This window comes from Rhodobium orientis (assembly GCF_003258835.1).
GTDB classification, from domain to species: domain Bacteria; phylum Pseudomonadota; class Alphaproteobacteria; order Rhizobiales; family Rhodobiaceae; genus Rhodobium; species Rhodobium orientis.
This window is the reverse complement of the sequence record NZ_NPEV01000054.1, coordinates 10,855-36,432: the sequence shown is the minus strand read 5'-3', so window position 1 is coordinate 36,432 and position 25,578 is coordinate 10,855. Positions and strand designations below refer to the sequence as shown.

General features: G+C 65.4%; 21 protein-coding genes. 10 read left to right on the top strand and 11 right to left on the bottom strand.

Annotated elements, in window-relative coordinates; all coding sequences use genetic code 11:
• The first annotated feature begins 119 nt into the window (after positions 1–119).
• Entirely contained in the window at positions 120–500 is a 381-nt protein-coding gene (locus CH339_RS19545) for a hypothetical protein (RefSeq protein ID WP_111436056.1), read from the top strand.
• 116 nt (positions 501–616) lie between these two features.
• Here the strand turns inward: CH339_RS19545 and CH339_RS19540 are convergent, their stop codons facing one another.
• The 8 genes from CH339_RS19540 to CH339_RS19505 all read right to left on the bottom strand — a co-directional run bounded on the left by CH339_RS19540 (position 617) and on the right by CH339_RS19505 (position 8,830).
• Positions 617–1,330, bottom strand: a complete 714-nt coding sequence (locus CH339_RS19540) for a helix-turn-helix domain-containing protein (protein WP_201240920.1) — start codon at positions 1,328–1,330, stop codon at positions 617–619.
• Between the two features lie 290 nt (positions 1,331–1,620).
• On the bottom strand, positions 1,621–1,959 hold the full coding sequence (locus tag CH339_RS19535; protein WP_111436054.1) for a response regulator: 339 nt from the start codon (positions 1,957–1,959) through the stop codon (positions 1,621–1,623).
• A gap of 191 nt (positions 1,960–2,150) precedes the next feature.
• Positions 2,151–2,777 (bottom strand): response regulator transcription factor, encoded by a 627-nt coding sequence (locus tag CH339_RS19530; protein WP_111436053.1) that lies wholly within the window; start codon positions 2,775–2,777, stop codon positions 2,151–2,153.
• 12 nt (positions 2,778–2,789) lie between these two features.
• Positions 2,790–3,914: a two-component system sensor histidine kinase NtrB gene (locus CH339_RS19525; RefSeq protein WP_244669006.1), complete on the bottom strand. Its 1,125-nt coding sequence runs from the start codon at positions 3,912–3,914 to the stop codon at positions 2,790–2,792.
• 134 nt (positions 3,915–4,048) lie between these two features.
• Positions 4,049–5,215, bottom strand: a complete 1,167-nt coding sequence (locus tag CH339_RS19520) for a pyridoxal phosphate-dependent aminotransferase (RefSeq protein WP_111436058.1) — start codon at positions 5,213–5,215, stop codon at positions 4,049–4,051.
• Between the two features lie 118 nt (positions 5,216–5,333).
• On the bottom strand, positions 5,334–5,759 hold the full coding sequence (mscL, locus tag CH339_RS19515) for a large conductance mechanosensitive channel protein MscL (RefSeq protein WP_111436051.1): 426 nt from the start codon (positions 5,757–5,759) through the stop codon (positions 5,334–5,336).
• 157 nt (positions 5,760–5,916) lie between these two features.
• A complete protein-coding gene (locus CH339_RS19510) occupies positions 5,917–8,085 on the bottom strand; it encodes a DUF294 nucleotidyltransferase-like domain-containing protein (protein ID WP_111436050.1) in 2,169 nt (722 codons plus the stop codon).
• Positions 8,086–8,170: 85 nt separating this feature from the next.
• On the bottom strand, positions 8,171–8,830 hold the full coding sequence (locus tag CH339_RS19505; protein ID WP_111436049.1) for a hypothetical protein: 660 nt from the start codon (positions 8,828–8,830) through the stop codon (positions 8,171–8,173).
• Positions 8,831–9,019: 189 nt separating this feature from the next.
• On the opposite strand from CH339_RS19505, the gene CH339_RS19500 reads away from it, so the two are divergent.
• The gene (locus tag CH339_RS19500; RefSeq protein ID WP_111436048.1) at positions 9,020–12,535 is read left to right on the top strand and encodes a PAS domain-containing hybrid sensor histidine kinase/response regulator; all 3,516 of its coding nucleotides are present in this window, start codon (positions 9,020–9,022) and stop codon (positions 12,533–12,535) included.
• A 67-nt stretch (positions 12,536–12,602) separates the two neighbouring features.
• On the opposite strand, the gene CH339_RS19495 is transcribed toward CH339_RS19500, so the two are convergent.
• The gene (locus CH339_RS19495; protein WP_245408179.1) at positions 12,603–13,280 is read right to left on the bottom strand and encodes a response regulator transcription factor; all 678 of its coding nucleotides are present in this window, start codon (positions 13,278–13,280) and stop codon (positions 12,603–12,605) included.
• Positions 13,281–13,847: 567 nt separating this feature from the next.
• Between CH339_RS19495 and CH339_RS19490 the strand changes: the two genes are divergently transcribed.
• The 6 genes from CH339_RS19490 to CH339_RS19465 all read left to right on the top strand — a co-directional run bounded on the left by CH339_RS19490 (position 13,848) and on the right by CH339_RS19465 (position 19,830).
• Complete coding sequence (locus tag CH339_RS19490; RefSeq protein WP_111436047.1) at positions 13,848–14,105, top strand: DUF4212 domain-containing protein; 258 nt, start codon at positions 13,848–13,850, stop codon at positions 14,103–14,105.
• A 12-nt stretch (positions 14,106–14,117) separates the two neighbouring features.
• Positions 14,118–15,965 (top strand): sodium:solute symporter family protein, encoded by a 1,848-nt coding sequence (locus tag CH339_RS19485; protein ID WP_111436046.1) that lies wholly within the window; start codon positions 14,118–14,120, stop codon positions 15,963–15,965.
• A gap of 151 nt (positions 15,966–16,116) precedes the next feature.
• A complete protein-coding gene (locus CH339_RS19480) occupies positions 16,117–16,422 on the top strand; it encodes a YggT family protein (RefSeq protein WP_170138591.1) in 306 nt (101 codons plus the stop codon).
• A complete protein-coding gene (locus CH339_RS19475; protein ID WP_111436044.1) occupies positions 16,419–16,754 on the top strand; it encodes a hypothetical protein in 336 nt (111 codons plus the stop codon). The genes CH339_RS19480 and CH339_RS19475 overlap by 4 nt, the downstream gene beginning before the upstream one ends.
• A gap of 363 nt (positions 16,755–17,117) precedes the next feature.
• Positions 17,118–17,894, top strand: coding sequence for a PstS family phosphate ABC transporter substrate-binding protein (locus CH339_RS19470; protein ID WP_170138590.1), 777 nt, complete (start codon positions 17,118–17,120; stop codon positions 17,892–17,894).
• Between the two features lie 25 nt (positions 17,895–17,919).
• The gene (locus CH339_RS19465) at positions 17,920–19,830 is read left to right on the top strand and encodes a putative bifunctional diguanylate cyclase/phosphodiesterase (RefSeq protein WP_111436042.1); all 1,911 of its coding nucleotides are present in this window, start codon (positions 17,920–17,922) and stop codon (positions 19,828–19,830) included.
• A 263-nt stretch (positions 19,831–20,093) separates the two neighbouring features.
• On the opposite strand, the gene CH339_RS19460 is transcribed toward CH339_RS19465, so the two are convergent.
• The gene (locus CH339_RS19460; RefSeq protein WP_111436041.1) at positions 20,094–21,575 is read right to left on the bottom strand and encodes a methyl-accepting chemotaxis protein; all 1,482 of its coding nucleotides are present in this window, start codon (positions 21,573–21,575) and stop codon (positions 20,094–20,096) included.
• A 397-nt stretch (positions 21,576–21,972) separates the two neighbouring features.
• On the opposite strand from CH339_RS19460, the gene CH339_RS19455 reads away from it, so the two are divergent.
• The gene (locus tag CH339_RS19455) at positions 21,973–23,760 is read left to right on the top strand and encodes a tetratricopeptide repeat protein (RefSeq protein ID WP_111436040.1); all 1,788 of its coding nucleotides are present in this window, start codon (positions 21,973–21,975) and stop codon (positions 23,758–23,760) included.
• A gap of 183 nt (positions 23,761–23,943) precedes the next feature.
• A complete protein-coding gene (locus CH339_RS19450) occupies positions 23,944–24,429 on the top strand; it encodes a response regulator (protein ID WP_170138589.1) in 486 nt (161 codons plus the stop codon).
• Between the two features lie 88 nt (positions 24,430–24,517).
• On the opposite strand, the gene CH339_RS25190 is transcribed toward CH339_RS19450, so the two are convergent.
• Positions 24,518–25,578 (bottom strand): lysine--tRNA ligase (locus tag CH339_RS25190; RefSeq protein ID WP_245408178.1); only part of this gene is annotated, 1,061 nt, incomplete at its 5' end.

Below are 25,578 nucleotides of genomic sequence, written 5' to 3'. Positions count from 1 at the left end.
CGTTTTTGTACTCCTTGGGGGAAGACCCGACCTTCCCGATAACTTCTGTTCGGTTGTATTTATTTCATACATAATCAAGAGTAGATTAGCGGAAACGCTGATTTGAGAGGGTCTTTGTCATGCTGCGGTTCACCGCGCCGGACGGGTCTGCTGCCGAGATAGACCCCATTGCGGTCATCCGCATCCGGCGGACCCTGCGGGGCGAGCATGCGGGCGCCAACTGCCGCATCGACTGGGGCATCATGAACCTGGTGAGGGAAGCCCCCGACGACGTTGCCGCCAAGGTCGGCGAAACGCTTGGGTCGCTGGTCGCCGTGACAGGCGGGTCCAACACACGCATCTGGGTCAACGCAAAGCGGGTCTCGGGGCCCTATCCGCCCATTCCGAGCATGGCGCCGTACGGATACCGATCGTCCATTACCTTGCTCGGCTACCGCCAGCACCTTGTCGAGACGCAGGCCGAGGTAAGACGCCTGCTCGAGGCCGCCCGGAGCCGATAAGCTCGCCCGGCCGCCCTTCCCGTTTCCCGCAGATCGAAAAGCGCCGCGCTTTTCGCCAAAGCGCGGCGTCTTGTTATCCGGTTGCCGCCAGCGCGGCCGTCACCCCGACCTGCGCGTCAGTGGGCGCCGGTCAGGTGGCAGAGGCCGCAGACGTTGTTGATGCGGATCTGGTCGGTCTTTTCGATGCAGATGACGCCGCGGCGCTTCATGTCGGAGAACACCCGGCTGACCGTCTCGATGGTCAGGCCGAGGAAATCGGCGATCTCCTGGCGCGTCATGTTGAGGCGCACGGTCTCCTCGTCGACCTCGCCCTTGCCCGGGCCGGTGCAGCCGACGCCGCCGCGGTTGGCGACGAAGCGGAACAGGAAGCTGGCGACCCGTTCCGTCGCCGACTTGCGGCCGAGCAGGACGGCATGGTCGTGCAGGCGCTCCATCTGGGACAGCAGGCAGCGGGTGATGTGCTGCTGCAGGTCCATCTGTTCCTCAAGGTCACGGCGGCGCAGCGACCGCAGGACCGTCGGCACCAGGGTCTCGGCGGCGCAGTCGTAGATGCCGTGGGCCGGAATGCCGAACAGGGCCTGGGGCCCGAGCATCTCGACGACCTGGCGGCGGCCGTCCGGCAGCAGCTTGTAGAGCATGACGGCGCCCTCGACGATCTCGAAGACGCGGTCGGCCATGTCGCCCTCATAGAAGATGACGTCGTGCTGGGCGAAACGGCAGATCTTGGTGTTGACCGAATTCATGAAGTCCGACCATGCCTGCTCCCCGTCGACAGGAAGGCCGGGTACGAGATGGGTCTCGTTTCTTATCTCGTTGTGGAGATAAGCCATTTTTGTCCTCCTCGTCCGCCCGCATGCGGTGCCTCGGGGGCACTGACGCGGGGCGAACCCATGCTGTCAGTTCCGAACGGGCGTTTTCCGTCCTTTGCCCGCTCCGCATTGACGACGCTCAAATCCGGTCCATCCCGCCGCTTTGCCGCAGCTTGTCCGGACCTGCCTGCCGTCGCGACGAAATTCTACGGCCAGGCAAGGCGTTAGCATATCGGTTCAGCTACTTATGGGGGCGTTTTTCGACTTCCGTCGAATGCGAGATATCGTCGCGCAGGGGCCCAGACCGGGGCTCAGAGCCAGGGAACGAGGGACTCTTCGGTCAGCGGCTTGCGCAGCACCACGGGCACTTCGGTGCCGTGGAACTGGCGCTCGATCTCGTTGCGCGGCTGCCCGGAAATGGCCAGCACCTTGGGCCGGGTCATCAGGCCGTTTATCCAGCGGATCGCCTCGGTTCCCTTGATGCCGGGAAGCCCGAGATCGACGATGACCGTGTCCGTCTCCTTCGGCGGCTCGCGGCGGAAGAACGATTCCGCATCGGCGAAAACGGTGACGTCATAGCCCAGTTGTTCCAGGAACACGGACAGGGAATCGGAAACGCCCGGATCGTCCTCAAGGATGTAAATGGCCACGTCGACTTCCTGAAATGGGCGCGCGCCGCGGGGCGCCGCAGGGACCGTCGGGCAAGACTCCTACGACGAAAGGCGAAACACCATTCGGTGTTCTACATATGTGCGCGGATTCCGGAGCACCGGTTGCGGACGCCGGCGCGGGCCGGCGCGACCCGGGCATGCAATGCCCGAAAGGACCGGCAGCGCCTCGGTCAGGCGGTGCCGGGCTGCTCGCCGGACAGGACGATACGGACCAGGTCGGCGGCGTTGCGGGCGCCGAGCTTTTCCATGATGCGGGCGCGGTGCACCTCGATGGTGCGCGGCGAGATGCCGAGGATGCGCCCGGCCTCCTTGTTGGTGGCGCCGGAGGTGATCTGTTCCAGCACCTGGCGCTCGCGCGGGGTCAGGTGCTCGTGGCCCGGGAAATCCCAGTCGCGGGTGCCGCCGCCATTGGTCCCCTTCGACATTGCGCCCAGCGCATCGCGGACGCGGCCGACCACCGTGTCGGCATCGAACGGCTTTTCGATGAAGTCGAAGGCGCCCTGCTTGACGGCATTGACCGCCATCGGGATATCGCCCTGGCCGGAGATGATGAAGATCGGCGCCGGGTAATGTTCCGCGTTCAGCTCCGACAGGATATCGATGCCGGAGCGGCCGGGCATGTGCACGTCGAGCAGCACGCAGCCCGGGTCCTCGCGGTGGACGACGTCGATGAAGGCGTCGCCGGTGGCGAAGGTCAGGACCCGGAAGCCCTCCATCTCGAAAACGACACCGAGCGCATCGCGGACGGCCGGATCGTCGTCGACGATAAAAATCGTTGCATCAGCCGGATCGTTCATTGTCTTCCCCTGTTATTTTTGGTCGGCGGTCGTCTGGGACGCCGCCGCCTGGGTCGCATGCGGCAGGCTGAGCAGGAACCGCGCCCCGGAGCCGTTGCCGCCCGGGTCTACGGTCAGATCGCCGCCGTGGTTCTGGACGATCGTGCGGGAAATCGCGAGACCGAGGCCGACGCCGCTCTTGCGGCCGGTCGAGAACGCCTTGAACAGCTCGTCGACCTGGGCATCGGCGATGCCGTGGCCGGAATCGGCCACCTCGACCAGCACACGGGTCTCGCCGGAACGGACCGCGACCCGCACCCACCGGTCTTCGGCGCCGCGCACGGCCTCCAGCGCGTTGCGGACGAGGTTGACGATGACCTGCTGGATCTGCACCGGATCGACCTCGATCATGATCTGGTCCGCATCGTTCTCGCGGCGCAGCTCGACGTCCGAGTCGCCCTGTCCGAGCCGGGTGAGCTGCATCGTCTCGTCGACCAGTTCGACCATGTTCACCGCACGTCGCTGCGGATCGCGCTTTTCCACCATCTGGCGCATGCGCTGGATGATGGCGCCGGCGCGTTCCGCCTCGCCGACCGCCTTGTCGATGATCTCCAGCGCCCGGTCGTCGAGCGGCTCGCCGCGTTCGGCGGCATTGCGCCGGCGCCTCAGCACCGCCTGCAGATAGAGCATCACCGCGGTCAGCGGCTGGTTCAGTTCGTGGGCGATGGCCGCGCCCATCTCGTCCATGGCGCTGATGCGCGCCATGTGGACGAGCTGCGACTGCAGGTCCTTCAGGCGCTTCTCGACTTCCTTGCGGGACCTGACGTCGCGCATGATGCCGATGAACTGCCGGCCCTCGGGCGTGTGCGCCTCGCCCACCGAAAGCTCGACCGGGAAGATAGTGCCGTCCCGGTGCATGCCAAGGACCTCGCGGCCGATGCCGATAATCCTTTCCTGCCCGGTTTCCAGGTAGCGCTCCACATAGCCGTCGTGGTGGTTGGCGTATTCCGGCGGCATGATCACCGCGACGTTCGAGCCGACCACCTCCACCGCGCTGTAGCCGAACAGCTTTTCGCAGGCCTTGTTGAACACCAGGATGCGCATCTCATCGTCCATGACGATGATGCCATCGACGGCGGTGTCCAGGACGCTTGTCATGCGCGCTTCGGAAACCGTCGCGGTCTCGGCTATGGTGCTCCTGTTGTCCTGCCGCATTGCCTCTCTTCCGGCGTTATCCCACACGGGCTGAGCATAAGGGAATCTACCGAATACTCACAAGGCCTTGCTGGCGATCAGGCGCAGGAAGTTTGCAGCCAGGTCACGAGTCGCTGCGTGGCGGTCTGCAAGCCGTCCGCCCCGCGGGCGAAACAGAGCCGCATATAGCCCTCGCCGCCGGCGCCGAAAGCGGTTCCGGGGGCAAGGCCGATATTGGCCTCGTCGACGAGGCGCAGCCCCAGTTTCGAGGTATCCGGCTCGCCGTCGACGGCAAAGAACAGGTAAAAGGCGCCGGCCGGCCAGGCAAAGCGGGTGCGCCCGGTGCGCTCCAGCGCCGAGCAGATGAGGTCGCGGCCGGAGCGGGCGCGCGCCACCTGCTCGGCGACGAAGGCCTCGCCGTCATTGAGGGCGGCGACGGCGGCGCGCTGCATGAAGACGGCAACGCCGGAGGTGGAATACTGGATCAGGTTCTCGATCACCTGGCCGAGTTCCGGGGCGGCGGAAATCCAGCCGACGCGCCAGCCGGTCATCGCCCAGTTCTTGGAAAAGGTGTTGACGTAGAGGATGCGGTCGTCGTCCTCGGCGACGTCGTAGAAGGACGGCGCGCGCGGGGCATCGCCGAAATAGAACCGGGAATAGACCTCGTCGGAGATGATCCAGAGCCCTTCCTTGCGGGCAAGGTCGAGGATCTCGGCGAGCACCTCGCGGCCGGCGACCCAGCCGGTCGGGTTCGACGGCGAATTGACGAAGATCGCCCGTGTCTTCGGCGTGATCGCGGCCTTCAGCTTTTCCAGATCGAGCACCCAGCCGTCATTTCCGAGCGACATCGGCAGTTCCACCGGCCGTGCGCCGGAAACGCCGAGGGCGGCGACGATGTTCGGCCAGGCAGGGGACGGCACCAGCACCTCGTCGCCGGCGCCGGCAACCGAATCGACGGCGATCTGGATCGCCTGCATGCCCGAGCCGGTGACGAAGAACCGTTCCGGCTGGAACGGGCGGCCGTAGAGCCGGGTATGATAGTCGGCGAGCGCCTCACGCAGTTCGGGAATGCCGCGCTGGCTGGTGTAGAAGGTCTCGCCGTCGGCGAGCGAGCGGCTGGCGGCATCGCGGATAAATTCCGGCGTCGGCAGGTCGCCCTCGCCCGCCCAGAGCGGGATCAGGCCGGGGCGGCCCCAGCCATAGGTCATGACTTCGACGATCCCGCTTTCCGGCGCCTCGCGGGCCTCGGCGCGCAGCGATTCCATCAGCATTCTTGAACCCTTTCGGCAATAACGCCCTACTTGCCCGGCCGTGGGGCGGCCGGGCCGATCCTTCGGCAATTCCGTTGACCGAGCCCCGACACAGCGGGGCCCGGCTCCAGAGCTACTTTTTCAGCAGATCGCGGATTTCTTCAAGCAGGACTTCGTTGCGCGGCGGCGCCGGCGGCTCGGCCGGGGCGGCCTCCTCCTCGCGGCGCAGCCGGTTGATGCCCTTGACGACGATGAAAAGGGCAAAGGCGACGATGAGGAACTTGACGATGGCGTTGATGAACAGGCCGACGTTCCAGGTCGTGGCGCCAGCCTCCTTGGCGGCGGCAACCGTGTCGTAGGGCGCGGGCGGCGTGCCGTCCTTCAGCACCACGAAGATCTGCGAAAAGTCGATGCCGCCGACAATGACACCGATCGGCGGCATGATGATGTCGTCGACCAGCGACGAGACGATGGCCCCGAAAGCCGCGCCGATAACGATGCCGACCGCCATGTCGACCATGTTGCCCTTGACGGCAAACTCCTTGAATTCCTTCAACATCCCCTGTGCTCCCGCATTGGCGGCCCGTCGCCGCGACTCCCCTTCGACCCGGACGTTAGTGCATCGGGCGCGAAGATGGGAATATCCTTCAGGGGAAATACGTATTTTTCGATGTGGGGGCAAAACGGGGCGCCCCCTTTGCCCCTGCCCTGCCCGGTCAGGCGAACAGCAGGTCGCGCAGCAGGTCGTCGATATGGGTGAGCCGGGACAGGGCATCGCGCAGGGCGTCGGCCTCGTGGCGCGGCAGGCGCTTCAGGGACACCGCATTGGTCAGCGGCTTGCCCTCGTCGATATCGGCGAGCTGCTGGCGCAGGACATGGCCGAGGATGAGGCCGTGGGTGCGCATCATCTGCTGCAGGTCGGCCTCGCCGCCGATGCGCATGGCGATCGCCGCTTCCAGCCGATGCTGGGTGGCGCGGTGCAGGATCTTGTGGCGGATGGCAAGCACCCTGGCGCTGGCGACGATCGGCATCAGGCCGCCGAGCTTCAGGTCGACCCGGCCGGCCTCGGTCTTGATGCCGCCGAGGAAGGTGAGCGGCGGCTTGAAGTCGGTCACGGCCTCGGCCAACAGCTTGGCAAAGCTCGGCGCGGCATGGCCGAGCTCGTAGGCCTCCTCCATCAGGGTGCGGGCGAGGCCGGCATCGCCATGGGCGGCGCGCATGTCGAAGAAGATGTCGACGTTGAGGAGGTCCTGCGGCCTTGAGCGGCGGACCCAGTCGCCGATGCGGCCGCGCCAGGTGTCGAGGCTGCCGCGCCAGGCGGCGTTGCGGGCCATGACGCCGCCGGGGCAGTCGGCAACGCCGACATCGTGCAGGATGGTCGAGAGCTGCTTGCCGAATTCGGCGAACCAACGATCTTCCGGGCCGTCCGGATCGCCCTCGGCAAAGACGATGGCGTTGTCCTGGTCGGCGCCGAGGAGGCTCTCGCCGCGGCCGGCCGAGCCGAGCACCAGCACGGCATAGGAGCAGGGGGCATCGCCCTTTCCGGTCCGGACCATGTTCTGCTCGGCAAGGACGGCGGCGCGGCGGGTCAGGGCGCCGAGCTCGCGGCTGATGACGCCGGCGATGTCGTGGCTGGAAATGTCCTCGGCAACGAGGCTGGCGGAGACCATCGGCAGGCGCGCCCAGGCCTTGGCAAGGGCCGGCACGTCGCCGGCGGCATCGATCTCGTCGCCGAGCGAGATCGCCTCGCTGGCGCGAAGCCGCAACAGGTCGCGGGCGGAGAGAGCACCGACCAGCCGGCCCTCATCGTCGGCAACGGCGAGGTGGCGCACGCCCATGCGGTTCATGCGCCCGACCGCCCGGTAGATGAAGGCATCGGCGGGCACATAGGCGACCGGCATCGACATGATGGCGGAAACGGTCTCGGTGAGCGCCCTCGGCCCGTCGTCGGCGATGGTCCGGAGCACGTCGCGCTCCGTGACGATGCCGATCTCGCCGACGTCGGGGCCGTCCGCATCGGTCCCCTTGCCGCCGCGCTTGCCGGCACGGGCGATGCGGTCCGGCGGCGCCAGGAACAGGGAAGAGACCTTCTTCTTCATCATCAGGCCGACGGCGTCCTGCAGCGACATCGCCTCGCTGGCGACCAGCGGCGGACTCGTCATGACGTCGCGGACGCGGTGGCGGTAAGGATAGCTGTCGATGCGGGCGAGCGTCTTTTCCGCATCGCGCTGGCTCGGCGAGGCGACCGGCTCGACCCAGCCGGCGCGCATGTGCTCGTCGAGCACCCGGGTGAGCTTGCGGCAGGCGTTTTCGGCTTCCGCGACGGTGCGCACGCCGTCGGCCCGCAGCTTCGGCACCAGCTCCAGGAAGATACGCGCCGTTGCCCGTGCATCGCCGACGGCGGTGTGGCGGTCGGCGATGTCGACGCCGAGCCAGGAGGCGAGCATGTCGAGGGAAAAGTCCGGCAGGGTCCGGTTGGCGACCTGGGCGAGCAGCCGCGTGTCGAGGCTGCGCGGCTGGCGCCAGGCCTCGTCGATGCGCAGATATTCCCGGCGCAATATGGCGAGATCGAAGCCGATGGAATGGCCGATCAGGATGGCGCCGCCGATAAACTCCTCCAGCGCGGCGCGGACCTCGGCAAAGGCCGGCTTGCCGGCGACCATGGTATCGTCGATGTGGTGGACGGCGGAGGTCGCGGCCGGGATCGGCGTTCCCGGATCGACCATCACGTCGAAGGTGGCGTCGTCGACCAGCTTGCCGTCGCGGATGCGCACCGCGCCGATCTGGATGACGCGGGCCTTGGACGGATCGAGCCCGGTGGTCTCGGTATCAAGGGCCACCGCATCGACGGCAACCAGCGGCGTGGCACTCGACTTCCTGGGCATGGCTGGTCCTTTTTTTTCGTTATAGCGTGTCGCCTTCCACCAAATCCACGCGACACGCTCGACCTTTTTTCTTGAAGTGCGGTTCTCAGCCGCCGGCCGGCAGCGCCACCGAAGGACGGCCTGCGGCGAGGTCGGCAAGCAGCGCCTCCCGGTCGAGCCGCTCGAGGAACGTCTCATAGCTGCGGCACAGGTTGATGCGCAAATTGTTCTGGATCAGTTGGTAGTCGTACCCACGAAGACGCTCGTGGATCGGCAGGCGCGCAAAGAACATCTCCACCGTCGCGAGCGGGATATCCTTGACGGGCTTGGGCTGAGCAAGGGCGGCGTGACGCAAGTGCTCGGCGATTGAGGCGCGCTCGATTTCCCAGAAATCCGCCGCAAAACCTTCCGGCACCGGATAGCGCGCCGTGATCGCGGTGAGGATGCCGGCGAGCCGATCTGCGAGGTCCGCCGCGCCGCCCGGCCAGTCGGGCCGCAGCACGGTCAGCGCCATTTCGCCGACATATTGAAGCCCGAGCGGATAGTTCTGCCAGCGCGAGGTCTCCACCGCCGCCTTGAAGCCCTCCTCCTTGAAGAGCGCCAGCGACATCGTGCCGGCGCGGGCGCGGGCGTACTCGTAGATGCATTTCTGGACGATGAAGGCGGCGTGGGCGTCGAGGAAGTCGGCAAGCGTGGCGGCGTCGACGACGGGTGCGTCCTTGCGAAACATGTCGCCCAGCCAGTGGCGCACAGCCGCAAAGACCAAGGCATTCCTCCCGACCGATCCGCGCGGCAATCGGCAGCCCGGTGTGGACAAGCCGGCCGGCATATGATCCGATCCACCAATGCTTCCGGGGCCTTTCGGCCGTCGGACCCGTTTCCCGTCGACCGCCAGCAACGCGTTCCCGGAACGCATCCGCGGCGACCAAGCCCGTAACGTGACGGAAGAGGCGAAATGCTGCAAGGCTGGTTCGTGGTCGGCGTCGCCTTCCTCTATATCGGCCTGCTCTTTGCCATCGCCAGCTATGGCGACCGGGCGAGCCGCGGCCGGGCGCCGGGGCGCGGACGGCCAATGATCTACGCCCTGTCGCTGGGCGTCTACTGCACCTCCTGGACGTTCTTCGGCTCGGTCGGGCTCGCCGCCTCGCGCGGGCTCGACTTCCTGACCATCTATATCGGCCCGATCCTGCTGTTTGCGCTCGGCTATCCGCTGCTCCTCAGGCTCATCAACCTCGCCAAGGCGGAGCGCATCACCTCGATCGCCGACTTCATGGCCGCCCGCTACGGCAAGAGCCAGCCGGTCGCCGCGGTCGTCGCGATCATCGCGCTGATCGGCACGATCCCCTATATCGCCTTGCAGCTTAAGGCCGTCGCGACCTCCGTCACCGCCGTCCTCAGCGAGCCGTGGTTCATCGGCGGAGCGTCGCTGTCGCCCTGGTTCAATGACGTGGCGCTCTTGGTGACCGCGGCGATGGCCCTCTTTGCCATCCTCTTCGGCACAAGGCACATCGACGCGACCGAGCACCAGGAAGGCCTGATGCTGGCGGTTGCCGCGGAATCCGTCGTCAAGCTGATCGCCTTCCTGATCGTCGGGCTCTACGTCACCTATGTGCTGTTCGACGGGCCGGGGCACCTGATGGAACTGATGCAGTCGCGACCGGCGATCGCCTCGCGCTTCCAGGGCGAGTTGCACGGCGGCAGCTGGATCGGGCTGACGCTGATGTCGTTCTTTGCCGCCCTGATGCTGCCGCGCCAGTTCCACGTCACGGTGACGGAGAACAACAGCCCGGCGGAGCTGCGCCGCGCCACCTGGCTGTTCCCGATCTATCTGATCCTGATCAACCTCTTCGTCGTGCCGATTGCCGTTGCCGGCCTCATCACCTTCGGGGATTCGGTCCACGCCGACGGCTTCGTGCTGGCGCTGCCGATGAACAACGACGCCAGCCTGATCTCGCTGATCGCCTTCATCGGCGGGCTGTCGGCGGCGACGGCCATGGTCATCGTCGCCTCCGTCGCGCTCGCCATCATGATCTCCAACGACCTCGTCATGCCGTTGATCCTGAGGCGGCGCGAAGACGATCCCGGCGGCACAAGGGACATGGGCCAGCTCCTGATCGCCATCCGGCGCGGGGCGATCCTCGGGACGCTGTTCCTCGCCTTCGCCTATTACCGGATGATCGGCGATTCCTCGGCGCTGGCTTCCATCGGGCTCTTGTCCTTTGCCGCGATCGCCCAGTTCGCGCCGGCCTTTTTCGGCGGGCTGATCTGGCGCGGCGGCACCGCCCGCGGCGCCATCGCCGGCATGCTGTCTGGCTTCGGGGTCTGGGCCTATACGCTGTTGCTGCCGTCATTCGTCGATGCCGGGCTTTTCGACGAAACGCTGCTGACCGCCGGCCCGTTCGGCATCTGGCTGCTCAGGCCCCAGGCGCTGTTCTCGCTGTCGTTCGATCCTTATATCCACGGCGTCTTCTGGAGCCTTTCGGTCAATGTGGGCTGCTACGTCTTCGTCTCGCTGACGCGCATGCCGACGCCGCTGGAACGGCTGCAGGCGAGCGTTTTCGTGCCGAGCGACCTGGCGCCGACGCCGGCCTTCCGGCTGTGGCGCACGGCGGTGACGCTGGACGATCTGAAGAAGACCGTCGCCCGCTATCTCGGCGAAGAGCGCACCGAGCGGGCCTTTGTCGCCCATCTGGAGGCGGAGAAGATCGCGGAGCCGGGCAACGAGCCGGCCGACGCCCGGACCATGCGCTTTGCCGAACAGCTTCTCGCCAGCGCCATCGGCGCGGCCTCCTCGCGGCTGGTGCTGTCGCTGCTGGTGGAACGGCGCGATCCGGCGTCGAAGGGCGCCATGAAGCTGCTCGACGACGCGACGACGGCGATCCAGTACAATCGCGACCTGCTGCAGACCGCCCTCGACCAGGTCGAGCAGGGCATCGCGGTCTTCGATGCCGAACTCCGGCTGACCTGCTGGAACCGGCGGTTCCGCGAGCTTCTCGGCCTTCCCGGCGAATACGGCCATGTGGGCACACCGCTTTATGACATCCTCACCCATGTGGCCGAGGCGGGCGAATTCGGGCCGGGTGCCGTGGAGACGCTCGTCGGGCTGCGGCTTGAGCGCGTCGCCCGGCGGATGGAGGATTTCCAGGAGCAACTGACGAGCGGCTCGATCCTGGAAATCCATACCAGCCCGATGCCGACCGGCGGCATCGTCATCACCTTTTCCGACATCACCGAGCGCGTGCTCGCCGAGGAGGCCTTAGCGCGGGCCAACGAGACCCTGGAAAAGCGCGTGCGCGAACGCACCATGGAACTGACCCGGCTGAACCAGGAACTGACGGTCGCCAAACGGCTTGCCGACGAGGCCAATCTCGGCAAGACGCGGTTCCTGGCCGGCGCCGGCCACGACATTCTGCAGCCGCTCAACGCGGCAAGGCTCTACGCCCAGAGCCTGGTGGAGCGGTTCTCGGAGACGGAAAACCGCGAACTCGTCGAGAATGTCGAGGCCTCGCTCGACTCGGTGGAAGAGATCATCGGCGCCGTCCTCGACATGTCGCGGCTTGACACCGGTGCCATGAAGCCGGAGATCGGCGTCTTTCCGATCGACGACATCCTCTCCCAGCTCAAGGTCGATTTCGAGCCGATGGCCCGTGACAGGGGGCTCGACTTCCGCATCGTGCCGTGCAGCCTCAGTGTCCGCTCCGACCGGCGGCTGCTACGCCGGCTCTTGCAGAACCTTGCCTCCAACGCCATCAAATACACCGAGCACGGCAAGGTGCTGATCGGCTGCCGGCGGCGGGGCAGGCAGATGAGCGTTGAGGTGCTGGACACCGGCATCGGCGTGCCGCCGGAAAAACGGCGCGAGATCTTCGCCGAGTTCAGTCGCCTGGAGCGCGGCGTCAAGGTGGCCCCCGGTCTCGGCCTCGGGCTGTCGATCGTGGAGCGCATCGCGCGGGTGCTCGGCCATCCGGTCAATGTGGACTCCGAAGACAATCGTGGCTCGCACTTTTCCGTGCTCTTGCCGGTGACCTCGGCCGTGCCCTTGACGCCGAAGGCCGAGGCGCGGCCGGCGGCGGCGGCAAAGCCGCTCACCGGGCTCTCCATCCTTTGCATCGACAATGAGCCGAAGATCCTGTCCGGCATGGAGACGCTGCTGACCGGCTGGGGCTGCCAGGTGGTGACGGCGCGCTCCGTCGCCGATGCCGAGACGGCCCTCGCCGAAAATGGCGTGGTGCCGGATATCCTGCTCCTCGACTATCATCTGGACACCGGCACCGGCATCGACGCCGCGCGGCAACTGCGCTGGCATTTCGGCACCCGAACGCCGGGCGCGCTGATCACCGCCGACCGCTCGCCGGCGGTGCGCCAGGAGGCGGAGGAGAAGGGCCTGGTGGTGCTGCAAAAGCCGGTGAAGCCGGCCGCGCTCCGGGCGTTCCTCACCCAGGTGAACCCGCGCCGCTCGGCCGCGGAGTAACGTTACGCACGCTCTCCGCCCGTAACGCGGACAATTCCGGAGCGGGGAAACCGGTGTGCGGAAAAGGTCAGCTCGCGACCGCCGTCTGCCACTGGCCGGCCTCGATGCGGTTGGCCGCGATCACCGCCTGGGTGCGGCTTTCCACGTTGAGCTTTTGCAGGATCGCGGAGACATGGGCCTTGACGGTCGCCTCCGAGACGCCGAGCTCATAGGCGATCTGCTTGTTGAGCAGCCCCTCGCTCAGCATCATCAGCACGCGGACCTGCTGCGGCGTCAGGGTGGAAAGGCGTCCGACCAACGCCTGGATCTCGTCGTCGTCGCCGGCATCGAGGTCGATGCCGGGGGGCGTCCAGGTATCGCCGGAAAGGATCGCGCCGAGGGCGTCGCGGATCTTCTCGATGCCCTGGGATTTCGGGATGTAGCCGGCGGCACCGAAATTCATGCAGCGGCGGATGGTGGCCGCCTCCTCCGCGCCGGAGACGATGCAGACCGGCGTTCCGGGATGCTGGGCGCGCAGGTAGATCAGGCCGGAAAAGCCGCGCATGCCGGGCATCGACAGATCGAGCAGGACCAGGTCGATATCGCAGTTGGATCCCAGTTCGCCGGAGACCTCGTCGAGACTGCCGGCTTCGACGATGGTCACGCCGTCGAACATCTCTTCGATGGTCTTGCGCAACGCGCCGCGAAACAGCGGATGATCGTCGGCGATGATGAACCTGTACTGGGTGCCCTCTTCGGATGTCACGCTACTCTCCCATCATACGGAAGGACATTGACAAGCGCCCCTGCAATCAGCGCAAGAGCCTTCTTTTCCCTCGCCTTGGCGCAGTTGGAACGAAGGTCGTCAAAGCCCTTTGGTATTACCCGTCACTCCACCCGTTTGACCCAATGGCGGATTGTTGTTCATTAAACTTACGTCTTTGGGAAAGGTTATTGCAAGGAAAAGCGGCAGTGCCGGATAACGCGTCGCACATAGTCGCGCGCAAAAGACGGGCGGCGTCCGTCTTGAATTCTTTACGCTCCGTCGATCTCCGGCCCAAAGATTTATTCAAACCACGTTTCTATTTTGCGAAACGTTATTCTGAATTGCCGCAAATAAAAACCCATGCAATCCCTTGAAGACACGAGGCATCTTAGACAAAAGTCGTATACGGACGGGCAATGCCGGCGGTATAGACTCAACCTAATCGGGGCAATTTACGCCCCCAAACCGGTCGTTCCTTGCGAAAAGGTGCGGCCTTAATACCGCCGGACGAACGGCGAAACGGGCCGGCTGTGTCCTCAGCCGGCAAAACGGGGGAGGAACTCATCCATGGCGACCTCGAATCAGGAGGGCTGGTGGTCGAGGACGAAGGGGCTGATGATCGGCTGCCTCATCGTCTGGGCGATCTTCGGCTTCGTCATCCACTTTTTCGTCGACGCGCTCAACGAGATCGTCATTCTCGGTTTCCCGCTCGGCTTCTACATAGCCGCCCAGGGCTCGCTCATCGTCTTCGTGGCGCTGACCTTCTTCTTCGCATACCGCCAGGACGCCATCGACCGTGAGTTCGGCGTCGCCGAAGACGACTAGGAGGAGCGACAGATGGCGACGCAGCAGAGCGGTACCTCCGATTTCATCAACAATCTCGGCAAGATCTACGGCATGTACACGGGCGGCTTCGCCGCCTTCGTGATCCTGCTTGCGATCCTGGAACAGGTCGGCGTTCCCAACAAGATCCTCGGCTTTTTGTTCGTCGGCTTCACCATCGTCGTCTATGCGATGATCGGCATCCTGTCGCGGACCATGCAGGTGTCGGAGTACTACGTCGCCGGGCGCCAGGTGCCCGCCGTCTACAACGGCATGGCGACGGCCGCGGACTGGATGTCCGGCGCCTCGTTCCTGGCGATGGCCGGCACGCTCTACGTGCTCGGCTATGACGGGCTTGCCTTCGTCCTCGGCTGGACCGGCGGCTATGTGCTGGTGGCGGTGCTGATCGCACCGTATTTGCGCAAGTTCGGCGCCTACACGGTGCCCGACTTCCTCGCCGCGCGCTTCGGCGGCAACCTTGCCCGCTTCCTCGGCATCGTCGTGCTTCTCGCCGCCTCCTTCACCTATGTGGTGGCGCAGATCCGCGGCACGGGCCTGATCGCCGAGCGGTTTCTCGGCATTCCCTACGACGTCGGCGTCTTCGTCGGCATCCTCGGCATTCTCCTGTGCTCCATGCTCGGCGGCATGCGGGCGGTGACCTGGACCCAGGTCGCCCAGTACATCGTCCTCATCATCGCGTACCTGCTGCCGGTGGTGATCATGTCGGCGCAAAGGACCGGCATCCCGATCCCGCAGCTCATGTATGGCGAAGCGCTGCAGAACATCGCCGCGCTGGAACAGGGCATGATCGACAACGGGCTTGCCGCGGCCGACACCATCCAGCGGCACCTGGCGCCGTTCAGTTCCACCGATCCGCTCAACTTCTTTGCGCTGGTCTTCTGCCTGATGATCGGCACGGCCTCGCTGCCGCACGTGCTGATGCGCTACTTCACGACGCCGAGCGTGCGCGAAGCACGCAAGTCGGTCGGCTGGTCGCTGCTGTTCATCTTCGTTCTCTACTTCACCGCGCCGGCCTATGCGGCCTTTGCCAAATGGGAGGTCTACGAGAACGTCATCGGCGCCAGCTTCGCGGACCTGCCGAACTGGGTCTATATCTGGGGCGCGTCCGGCAAGGTGACGCTGTGCGGCGCCGCCGCCGCGTCGCTGGAAGCGGTGCAGCAGGCCTGCGCCGGCAAGGACGTGGTCGGGCTCGCCGACTTCTCCATCGCCAAGGACATCATCGTCATGGCGACGCCGGAGATCGCCGGCCTGCCCTTCGTCGTCACCGGCCTCGTCGGTGCCGGCGGCCTTGCCGCGGCGCTGTCGACGGCGGACGGCCTCTTGCTCGCCATGGCCAACGCCCTCAGCCATGACATCTACTACCGGATGATCGACCGCAACGCGCCGACCGCGCGCCGGCTGGTGGCCGCGCGGATCATCCTCCTCGGCGTTGCCATCCTCGGCGCCTATACGGCGACCGCGGCGCCGCCGGACATCCTGGCGCTGGTCGCCTGGGCGTTCTCGCTGGCTGCTGCCGGCAACTTCCCGGCGCTGTGCCTCGGCATCTGGTGGAAACGCTGCACCACGGCGGGCGCCATTGCCGGCATGATCGCCGGCTTCGGCACCACGCTCGCCTATCTCGTCTATACGGCGCCGCCGCCGCTCGGCTTCGGCCAGGACCTGATCTTCGACATCCAGAACATCTCCGCCGGCATCTTCGGCATTCCGATCGGCTTCATCGTCATGATCGCGGTGTCCTATCTGACGCCGGAGCCGTCGGAGGAAATGCAGCAGCTCGTCGACGAGGTGCGCCGGCCGAGCGGCTCCGTCGTCGCCGACAGGGGCCGGGCCGCGAGCGCCTGACGGCCGGAGCCATGACAATTGTTGGGACGGGGCCTTTTCGGCCCCGTTTCCTTGTCCGCCGCCGACCGACATACCCTTCGGGCTTTTCCCGGCGGCGATGCTGTGGTTGAACGGGCACGCTGCACCCGCTGAAGGACCGAGAGCCCGACCCATGCCCGCCGATCCGATCGCCGCCGAATGGTACTACCACGTCCCGAACTATCTGCTGGCGATCCTGATGTACATGACGCTCGGCCGGCTGGTGCTGTCGTTTTTCTTTCAGGCCGACGCGCAGAACGTCATCTGGCGCTCCTTCGTCACGGTCACCGAGCCGGCGGTGCGGATCTTCGCCGCCGTCACACCGCGGGCGGCACCGCTTCCCGTCGTCCTCGTCTTCACCGCGATCTGGCTGCTGCTGATGCGCTTTGCCTATCTGACCCTTCTGCTGCAGGCCGGCTATCGGCCGACGCTCGCATGAGGGATCTCCTCATGGGTCGCCAGGGCTTCCTCATAGCCATCCTCGCCTTTGCGATCGTCAGCGGCATCTTCTCGCCGTTCCGGCTCGTCGCCCATGTGGTGGTGCTGGCCATGGCGCCCGGTTTCTTCGTCGCCTCGCCGAGCGTCGTCCTCCTCGTCTCCTCGCTGCTGACGGCGACGGTGACGGTCATGCTCGGCGGCGTGCCGGCCGCCGTCTTCGAACGGGCGACCGGCAAAACGGAAAGCGATGCCGCATCGCTCTGGCTTTGGCTTGCGGGCGTCGCCCTCCTCAGCCTGCCGGCGATCCAGACGGTGATCGCGATTGCACGCTAGGTCGCGCCCCGCCCTTCCCGCGCGCAATTCTTGAACGCTAAAGTTTTACGCGAAACTTGAGCCAACTATTGCGAAAATAAACTACAAAGTATTCTCCCAGGAGAACGCGGGCCACCCCTTCCCTGCCAACCCAATGATTTTTCTGCATTCCTGGTTTTACTAGAGAACCACTGAATACGATTCTTAACTTTGTTGCCGTCCGGTTGCCAGCGTAACCGTAGATTAAGCGTTTGCGGTTACATAAGAGGATCAAGTTTACGCAATTTTTCAAGGACTTCCGTGTCCTTGCCGCTGGGGACCACGATGCCGGACCGAAACCTGTCACGACTTCTGACTGTCGTCGCCGCTGCGGCGTTCGCGGGCATGGCGTCCATGTCCACGGGCCTTGCCGCGCAGACAACGCTCACCGTCGGCGGCACCGGCGGCGCGCTCGGCGGTATACAGCTTCTCGCCAGGGCCTTCGAGGTGACCCATCCCGACGTCGAGGTGGATGTCCTGCCGAGCCTGGGCAGCGGCGGCGGCATCAAGGCGGTGCTGGCCGGGGCCATCGACCTGTCGGTTTCGGCGCGCGGCCTGAAGGACAAGGAACGCGCCGCGGGCGCCATCGACCGGCCCTACGCGCGGACCGCGGTGATCCTGGTCACCGGCGAGGGCACCGGCCTGAAACAGATCTCCGGCGGAGAGCTTGCCGACGTCTTCGTCGGCGCGACCGAGACATGGCCGAACGGCACGCCGGTGCGCCTGGTGCTGCGCCAGAAAAGCGAGAGCGACATCGGGTTCCTGCGCAAGTTCGCCACCGGCATGGACGATGCCGTCGACGCCGCCTACGTGCGCGACGGTCTTCTCATCGCCACCAACGATCAGCAGAACGCCGATTACCTGGAGAAGCTGCCCGGTTCGGTCGGCGTGTCGACCGAAGCCCAGATCCTGTCCGAAGCGCGCCAGTTGCGCATCGTCGGGGTCGACGGGCCGGCACCGACCGTTGCCGATCTGGAACGCGGCGCCTATCCGCACGTCAAGACCTTCCGCTTCGTCACCAAGCTCGGCGCACCGGAAAAGACGACGGCCTTCATCGCCTTCGTGCGCTCGCCGGAGGGGCGGGAAATCCTGCGGAACTCCGGACACCAACCCGTCGACTGAAGGTATCAGAACAAGGCGCATTCCCATGCCCGGCATCACCCATTTTCACAAACGCATTGCCCGCGGGACCACCACCGTCGCCGGGATCGCCGCCATTCTGGTAACGCTCGCCGTGCCGGCGATCTTCTTCTTCTTCGGTCACACGAACCTTGCCAGCGAGTTGCGGGCCGAGTCCCATTTCCTGTCGCAGAACCTGTCCACCATCGTCAGCCAGAATCCGAAGCTGTGGCAGTTCGGGACGTCGCGCATCGAAGACATGTTGCGGGTCTGGGACCACAAGCACAGCGCCCATGACGGACACAGCATGGCCGTCTCCCAGGTTCTGGACGCCGACGGCGCGACCGTCGCCGTCCATGGCGCCAATGACAGGGAACTCGGCCTCAATACCATCGTCGCCCGCCAGAGCATCTTCGATTCCGGCCGGCAGGTGGGCACCCTCGTTCTCAGGCGGTCCATTGCGACGCTGGTCGACGACACTGTCCTGGTGTTCCTGGTCTCGCTCGGCTGCGGTCTGGCGCTGTTCTATTTCCTGAGGGTGGTGCCGATCCGGGCGCTGACGGAAACCGCCAGGCGGGTCACGTTTCTGGCCACCCACGACGAACCGACCGGACTGCCGAGGCGGCGACTGCTGGCGAGCAGCCTCAGCGAGGCCATCGCCAAGGCCCGCCAGACCGACGGCCTCGTTGGCGTGATGATGATCGACCTCGACAAGTTCAAGGACATCAACGACGGCTACGGCCACCATATCGGCGACGCGGCCCTGTGCGCCGTGGCCGAGCGGATGACGGCGGGGCGCGGCCACAACGGCGTCCTGGCGCGGATCAGCGGCGACGAGTTCTGTCTCGTCCTGCCGGCCATCGAAAGCCGCAATTACGCGATCGGCGTTGCCGAGGCGCTGCTGGAATCCGTCGCCCGCCCGATCCTCGTGGAGGGCCACAAGCTCCATATCGGCACCAGCATCGGCATTGCCGTCTTTCCCCAGGACGGGGCAACCGGCGACGAGCTCATGGTCAACGCCGATGCCGCCCTTTGCGAGGTCAAGAGCGGCGGCCGCGGCGCCTATCGCCTGTTCGACCAGGCGATGCGCGAGCGCCAGGCGATGCGGCGGCTGATCGAGCGGGACATGCACCTGGCGATGGAAGACGGCCAGTTCGTCATGCACTATCAGCCGCAGATCGACCTGGCGAGCGGCAAGCTCATCGGTGTCGAGGCGCTGGTGCGCTGGCGCCATCCGGAGCGCGGGTTCATCAGCCCTGTGGAGTTCATCTCGGTCGCCGAGGAGAGCGGCCTGATCGGCCCGCTCGGCGAGTGGATCCTGACGCGCTCGTGCCTGGACGCCGCGCAATGGGGCGGCATCAAGGTCTCGGTGAACATCTCACCGGTGCAGTTCCGCGAGCCGGCCTTTGCCGCCAAGATTTCGCGGATCCTGTCGGAGACCGAGCTGTTCCCCTGGCTCCTAGACCTGGAAGTCACCGAGGGCGTGCTGATTTCCGACACCGAAAAGGTGCTCGATATCGTGCTGCTCCTGAAGAAACTCGGCATCGGCCTGTCGCTGGACGATTTCGGCACCGGCTTTTCGTCCCTGCGCTACCTGCAGAAATTCCCGTTCGACAAGCTGAAGATCGATCGCAGCTTCGTGCGCGACATCAACAGCGACGTGAAGGACGCGGCGATCATCCGCGCCGCCATCAGCATGGGCCGGACCATGGGCCTCAGGATCAACGCCGAGGGCGTCGAAACCGAGGACCAGATGGACCAGCTCTCGGCGATGGGCTGCGACGAGGTCCAGGGCTTTTTCTACAGCCGGCCGGTGCCGGCCGAAGACATCCCCGCGTTGATCGACACCGACTTCCCGATTTCCAACGCCGACCGCAAGCGGCCGAAGCTGGTGCATGTGGCGCCAGAGAACCCGGCAGTCTCCGGCCACCGGTCCTGACGGGCGGATCGCCGCACGACACTTCGGGCCGGCCTGTCCGCAGGGCAGGTTTTCTGGACAACCCGGCGAGAGCGTCTCATCACAACGGGATCACCGGGCGTTCCCTTTGCCATTTGTTTGCGTCGGTCCTGGTCCCACGACCGGGACCCGCTTTTTTTGCGAAAGACACACGCCGAAAAGATTTCGGCCACGCCCCGGAACCCGGAGCGCGGCCGTTTTTGCATCTGGAGGATTGCCCTCTGGTGCCGGTTTTCCGGCCGGTGTCAGGCAATGGAGCGGGAGGCTTCCTTGACCTTGCGGGCCGCGGCGTCGATCTGGGTCGTCGAGGAGGAGATCGCCTGCATGTTCTCGGTGATCGTGCTCACGCCATGGGACGCCGTCTGCATGTTGGCGGAGATGTCCCGGGTGACGGCCGACTGCTCCTCGATCGCGGCGGCGATGGAGGACGAGATGTCGCTGATCTGGGTGATCACGTCCTTGATGTCGTCGATCGCCACCACCGCGCTGGAGGTGGAGTTCTGAACCGACGTGATGCGGGCGCTGATGTCCTCGGTCGCCTTGGTCGTCTGCGAGGCGAGGCTCTTGACCTCCGAGGCGACGACGGCAAAGCCCTTGCCCGCCTCGCCCGCGCGCGCCGCCTCGATGGTGGCGTTGAGGGCGAGCAGATTGGTCTGGTTGGCGATGTTCTCGATCAGCTCGATGACGGCGCCGATGCTCTGGGCATCTTCCGACAGCCCGCTCATGATCGTGCCGGAATTGGTGGCACCCTCGACGGCGCGACCGGAGATCTCGGTGGCGTGGGAGACCTGGCGGCTGATTTCCTCGATCGAGGCGACCAACTCTTCGGCCGCGGCGGCGACCGTCTGGACGTTGGACGAGGCCTCGAGAGCGACGTCGGCGGCCGAGCCGGCGCGGCCGGCGGCCTCCGATACGGCGGCAACGACCTCGTCGAGGTCGGAGTCGATGGTCCGTGTCACGCCTTCTCGGTGCATCCGCTTCTTGACGGCGGCGGTGCGGTCGGTAGCGAACTTGACGACCTTGAACGGCTTGCCGTCGGCGTCGAAAATCGGGTTGTAGGTCGCCTGGATCCAGACCTCGGCATCGTTCTTGCCGATGCGCCGGAATTCGCCCTGCTGGAATTCGCCGGCGCGCAGTCCATCCCAGAACGCGCGGTAGTCGGTGCTGGCCCGGTAGTCCGCGTCGACAAAGATGGAGTGGTTCTTGCCGCGGATTTCATCGATCTTGTAGCCGAGGGTCTTCAGGAAGTTCTCGTTGGCATCGACGATCGTGCCGTCGAGCTCGAAATGGATCACCGCCTGAGATTTGTTGATGGCGTCGATCTGGCCCTCGAAATCGAGATTGCGGAGCTTTTCCTCGGTAATGTCGGTGGCGATCTTCAGCACCCGCTCGGTCTTGCCGGAACGGTCCAGGACGGGGTTGTAGGAGGCCTGGATCCAGACCACCTTGCCGCCCTTGCCGAAGCGCTTGAACTCATCCGACCGAAATTCGCCGTTGGCCAGCGACTTCCAGAACTCCTTGTACTCAGCGCTGCCGCGGTCGGCCGGGTCGATGAACATGGAGTGATGCTTGCCGACGACCTCGGAGGCCTGGTAGCCCATCGCGGACAGAAAATTCTCGTTGGCCGAGACGATCGTGCCGTCCGGAAGGAACTCGATCATCGCTTGCGAACGATGAAGCGCAGCCAACTGTGCCCGCTCCCGGCAGGTGGAAAACCCCATAACCATGTACCACGTCTCCGTACTCGGGCCGCCTGGCCACCCAATGCTTTCCATTAGGAATAATTACTAAGCGGGTTGCCCTTAAAGGACGATTAACACACGAATAAGTATTTGATTTAAAACAATGTATACACACCCCTCAGTTGCGTGAACAACCGTTTCTCATTGGTTTTTCTAAGAATTCCCGATGCAGAAAAAGTTTCTCTCATTTGCATTTTTTTTGAGCGGATGCGTCCGATACGTGCATCCGGCGATGTAACTGGCGGCACGCATGCTTTCCGGGGTGCGTTTCGGCCGGCGATATCTGCGGTTCACCTTACGACGAATTGTTTGGACCGCACGCGCGCCGTTCTCGGTTATGCTAGGCGGATAAATAACGGGCATCGCGGGAGGGATACGGCTTATGCCGCCGAGGGAGGACGCCTTCGCATCAGCGCTTGAGGCGGTCCTCGGCTCGTCCGCGTTCCGGGCGTCTCCGCGGGCCTCGGCGTTTCTGCGCTATGTGGTCGGGGAGGAGGCCGCCGGACGGGGCGATGCGATCTCCGCCTATGCCATCGGCGTCGACGCGCTCGGCAAGGCGACGGGGTTCGACCCGCAGACCGATCCCTCCGTGCGCGTCCAGGCCGGCCGGGTGCGGGCCCAGCTCGATGAGTTCTACCGTACGGAAGGCGGCTCGCTTGCGATCCGCATCAGCATTCCCAAGGGCGGCTACCGGCCGATCCTGATCACCAAGGGCAACGGCGCCGACATCGCGGCCGGCCCAGCGGCGGTAGCCGGCAACGCCGTTAACGGGGCGGAGCACGGCGCGCCCGCAGGGCCGGCCGCAACGCACGGGGCGGCGCGACCTTTAGATACCGACCCCAGGTTCGGGCACCTCCCGCTGAAGCGCACCGATCCGGTGCTGACGGCAACGGTGGCGGCGATCCTCGTTGCCGTCATCATCGGCATCGCCGGCCTCGCCCTGCACAGATCCTGGCCGTTCTCCCGGCTGGTCGGGCCCGACCGGCATATCGACGAGCCGCCGATCGTCGTCGTGCATCCGTTCGACGAGCGGCTGGAGGCCCGGGAACTGAAATATCCGGCCGGCATCCGCCAGCAACTGATCGCCGACCTCGCCCAGTTCCGCTCCATCCGGGTACGCTCCGGGCGCGGGACCGCCGAAGGCGACGGCTCAGAGCCGCCGCCGGACTACGTGATGGACGGGCTGTTCTTTTCCACCGACGAAAACCTTCACCTGAACCTGCAACTGACCGACCTGCACACCAACACGATCGTGTGGACGAACACCTCCGTCTTCCCCGCCAACGATGCGCAGTTCCAGAACTACCTGACGCGAACCGTGCGCGAGCTGGTTTCCGAACTGGCGAGCCCCGGCGGCCTGTTGCCGCGCGAGGCGATGGAGCGCCTGGTCGAGCGGCGTGCCCGCCTCGGCGACGAGGGCACCACAAGCTATGCCTGCGTGCTCCGGTTCCACCAGTTCGACCTCAGCAAGCGGCCCGACGACGAGGCGGCGGCGCGCACCTGTCTTGCCGAGCAGATCGCGGCCGACAGCCGCAGCAGTTCGGTCTGGGCGGCCTGGGCGTTCCTGCGCTTCCTCGACTGGACGAATGCGGAGGCGAGCGAGCGGGACGCCATCATGTCGGAGGCGCTCGCCGCGGCGCGCCGGGCGATCCGCCTCGATCCGACCAATGCGCTCGGCCACGAATATCTCGGCGCGATCCTTGCCGCCAAGGGCGACCGGGAAGCCGCGATGGACGCCTATCGCCAGGCGATGGCGCGCAATCCCTCCAAGCCCGACCTCTATGTCCATCTCGGCTGGGCGGAGATCCTGCAAGGCAACTGGGACGAAGGCGTGGCGTTGATCCGGCGCGGCGTCTACATGAGCCCGGCGCCGCCCGGCTGGATGCGGATCCCGCTGTCGATCGCCGCCTTCCGCATGAGCGACTACCGAACCGCCCTTGCCGAGGCGGAGACCGTGGTCCAGTCCGGCGACCAGCGCGGCCTCGTCCTGGCGCTCGCCGCGGCGATCGCGCTTGGCGACGAGGACAAGATTTCCTACTACCGCGAGGCGATGGAGCAGAACGGCGGCTCCGATCCCGAGGCGGCGATGCGCGAGATCGAGAGGATTTTCGACAGTCCGGAAATCCTCAAAGAATACAAGGAATTACTGTCCAGACCCGCACGCCGCTAGCCCGCTCCGGGGCGAGCGTAACCCCATTCGTTACGGTAACATACTTATAAACCTACGCTGGATCATCCATATACGGCTGCAATCAGACGGCACCGCGGTTTTTTGCATTGCACCGCGCAAGTCGTCGATTCGGCGTCCGCGTTGCGGATGGACGCCTCTGTTCCTTGTTTTTGGAGATGCGGTATGGACAAGCGCTTCGAGGGTTCGTCCCTCGATCGTCAGCTTCCGTGCGAGTGGCAGCACGGAGCGGATGCGACGGTGCTTCTGGTTTGCGACGATCAGCAGGATATCGCGATCGTCAGGAAGGCACTGTCGGAGGCCCCCCTCAGGCTTTGCGTCAAGGTGTGCGCCAACGGACCCGGCGCGCAAGACGTTCTGAGGCGGTGTCTCGACGATCAGGCACGGACCCTGCCGGACCTGATCCTGCTCGACCTTCAGCGCGCCGATGCGGGCGCGTTTGAGTTCCTGAAGCAGGTGAAGGACGCCCCCGACTTGCGGGCGATTCCGGTCTGTACGCTGACCAATGGCGACGACGACCTCGGCCGAGAGGCATATGCGGCCGGGGCCAACGCCGTCGTCAGCAAGGTCGGCACTCTTGAGGCCATGGGCCAGATCCTCAACGCCATTGTTGAGTTCTGGTTCAAAACGGCGAAGCGCTACTACGTTTAAACTTCTATCGTCCTTCCTCCCAGGAAAGACCGGGCGCCGGAGCGTTTCTCTCCGGCGCCCTTTTTTTGTGCCGATGGCGCCAATGAGTTCAGGCGGTCGCCAGTTCGCCGGCGAGCGCCTTTTCGATCAGCGCCCGCGTCTCGTCGATGCCGTAGAGCGCGACGAAATTGCCGAAGCGCGGGCCCTGGTCCTGGCCGAGCAGCACCTGGTAGAGCGCCTTGAACCAGTCGCGCAGATTCTCGAACGGGTGCTCCTTGCCGACCGCATAGACCTCATTCTGGATGGTCTCGCCGTCGGCGTCGGCCGGCAGCGCCGCCAGCCGGGCGTCGAGGTCCTGCAAGGCCGCCCGCTCCACCTCGCTCGGCGCCCGAAACGTTTTGCTGGGCGCCACGAAGTCGTGAAAATAGTCGATGGCGTAGCCGACCAGCCGGTCGAGTTCCGGGTTGTTCTCAGCCGTCGCCCCCGGCGCATAGCGCGAGATGAAGCCCCACAGCACGCCGGCATCCTCCGAATTGGAGGCGCTGACGAGGTTCAGCAGCATGGAGAAGCCGACCGGCAGGTCGACCGTCGGCGGCGTGCCGTTGTGGATGTGCCAGACCGGATTGGCGAGCTGCTTGTCCGCATCCTCCTCGCCGTATTTGGCAAGGAAACTGTAGTAGTCGTCGACCTGGCGCGGGATGACATCGAAATAGAGCCGCTTGGCGGTTCGCGGCTTGCTGAACATGAACAGCGACAGGCTCTCCGGCGAGGCATATTTCAGCCACTCGTCGATGGTGATGCCGTTGCCCTTCGACTTGGAGATCTTCTCGCCCTTGTCGTCGAGGAACAGCTCGTAGACGAAGTGCTCCGGCGCGCGGCCGCCAAGGATGTTGCAGATGCGGTCGTAGATCACCGCATTGGTCTGGTGGTCCTTGCCGAACATTTCGAAATCGACGCCCAGCGCCGCCCAGCGCATGCCGAAGTCGGGCTTCCACTGCATCTTGACCCGGCCGCCGGTGACGGGAAGCTCAGTCTCGGTGCCGTCCTCGTCGTTAAAGACGATGGTGCCGGCCTTGGCATCGACCGCCTTCATCGGCACGTAGAGGACGCGGCCGGTCTTCGGCGAGATCGGCAGGAACGGGCTGTAGGTCGCCTGGCGCTCGGCGCCGC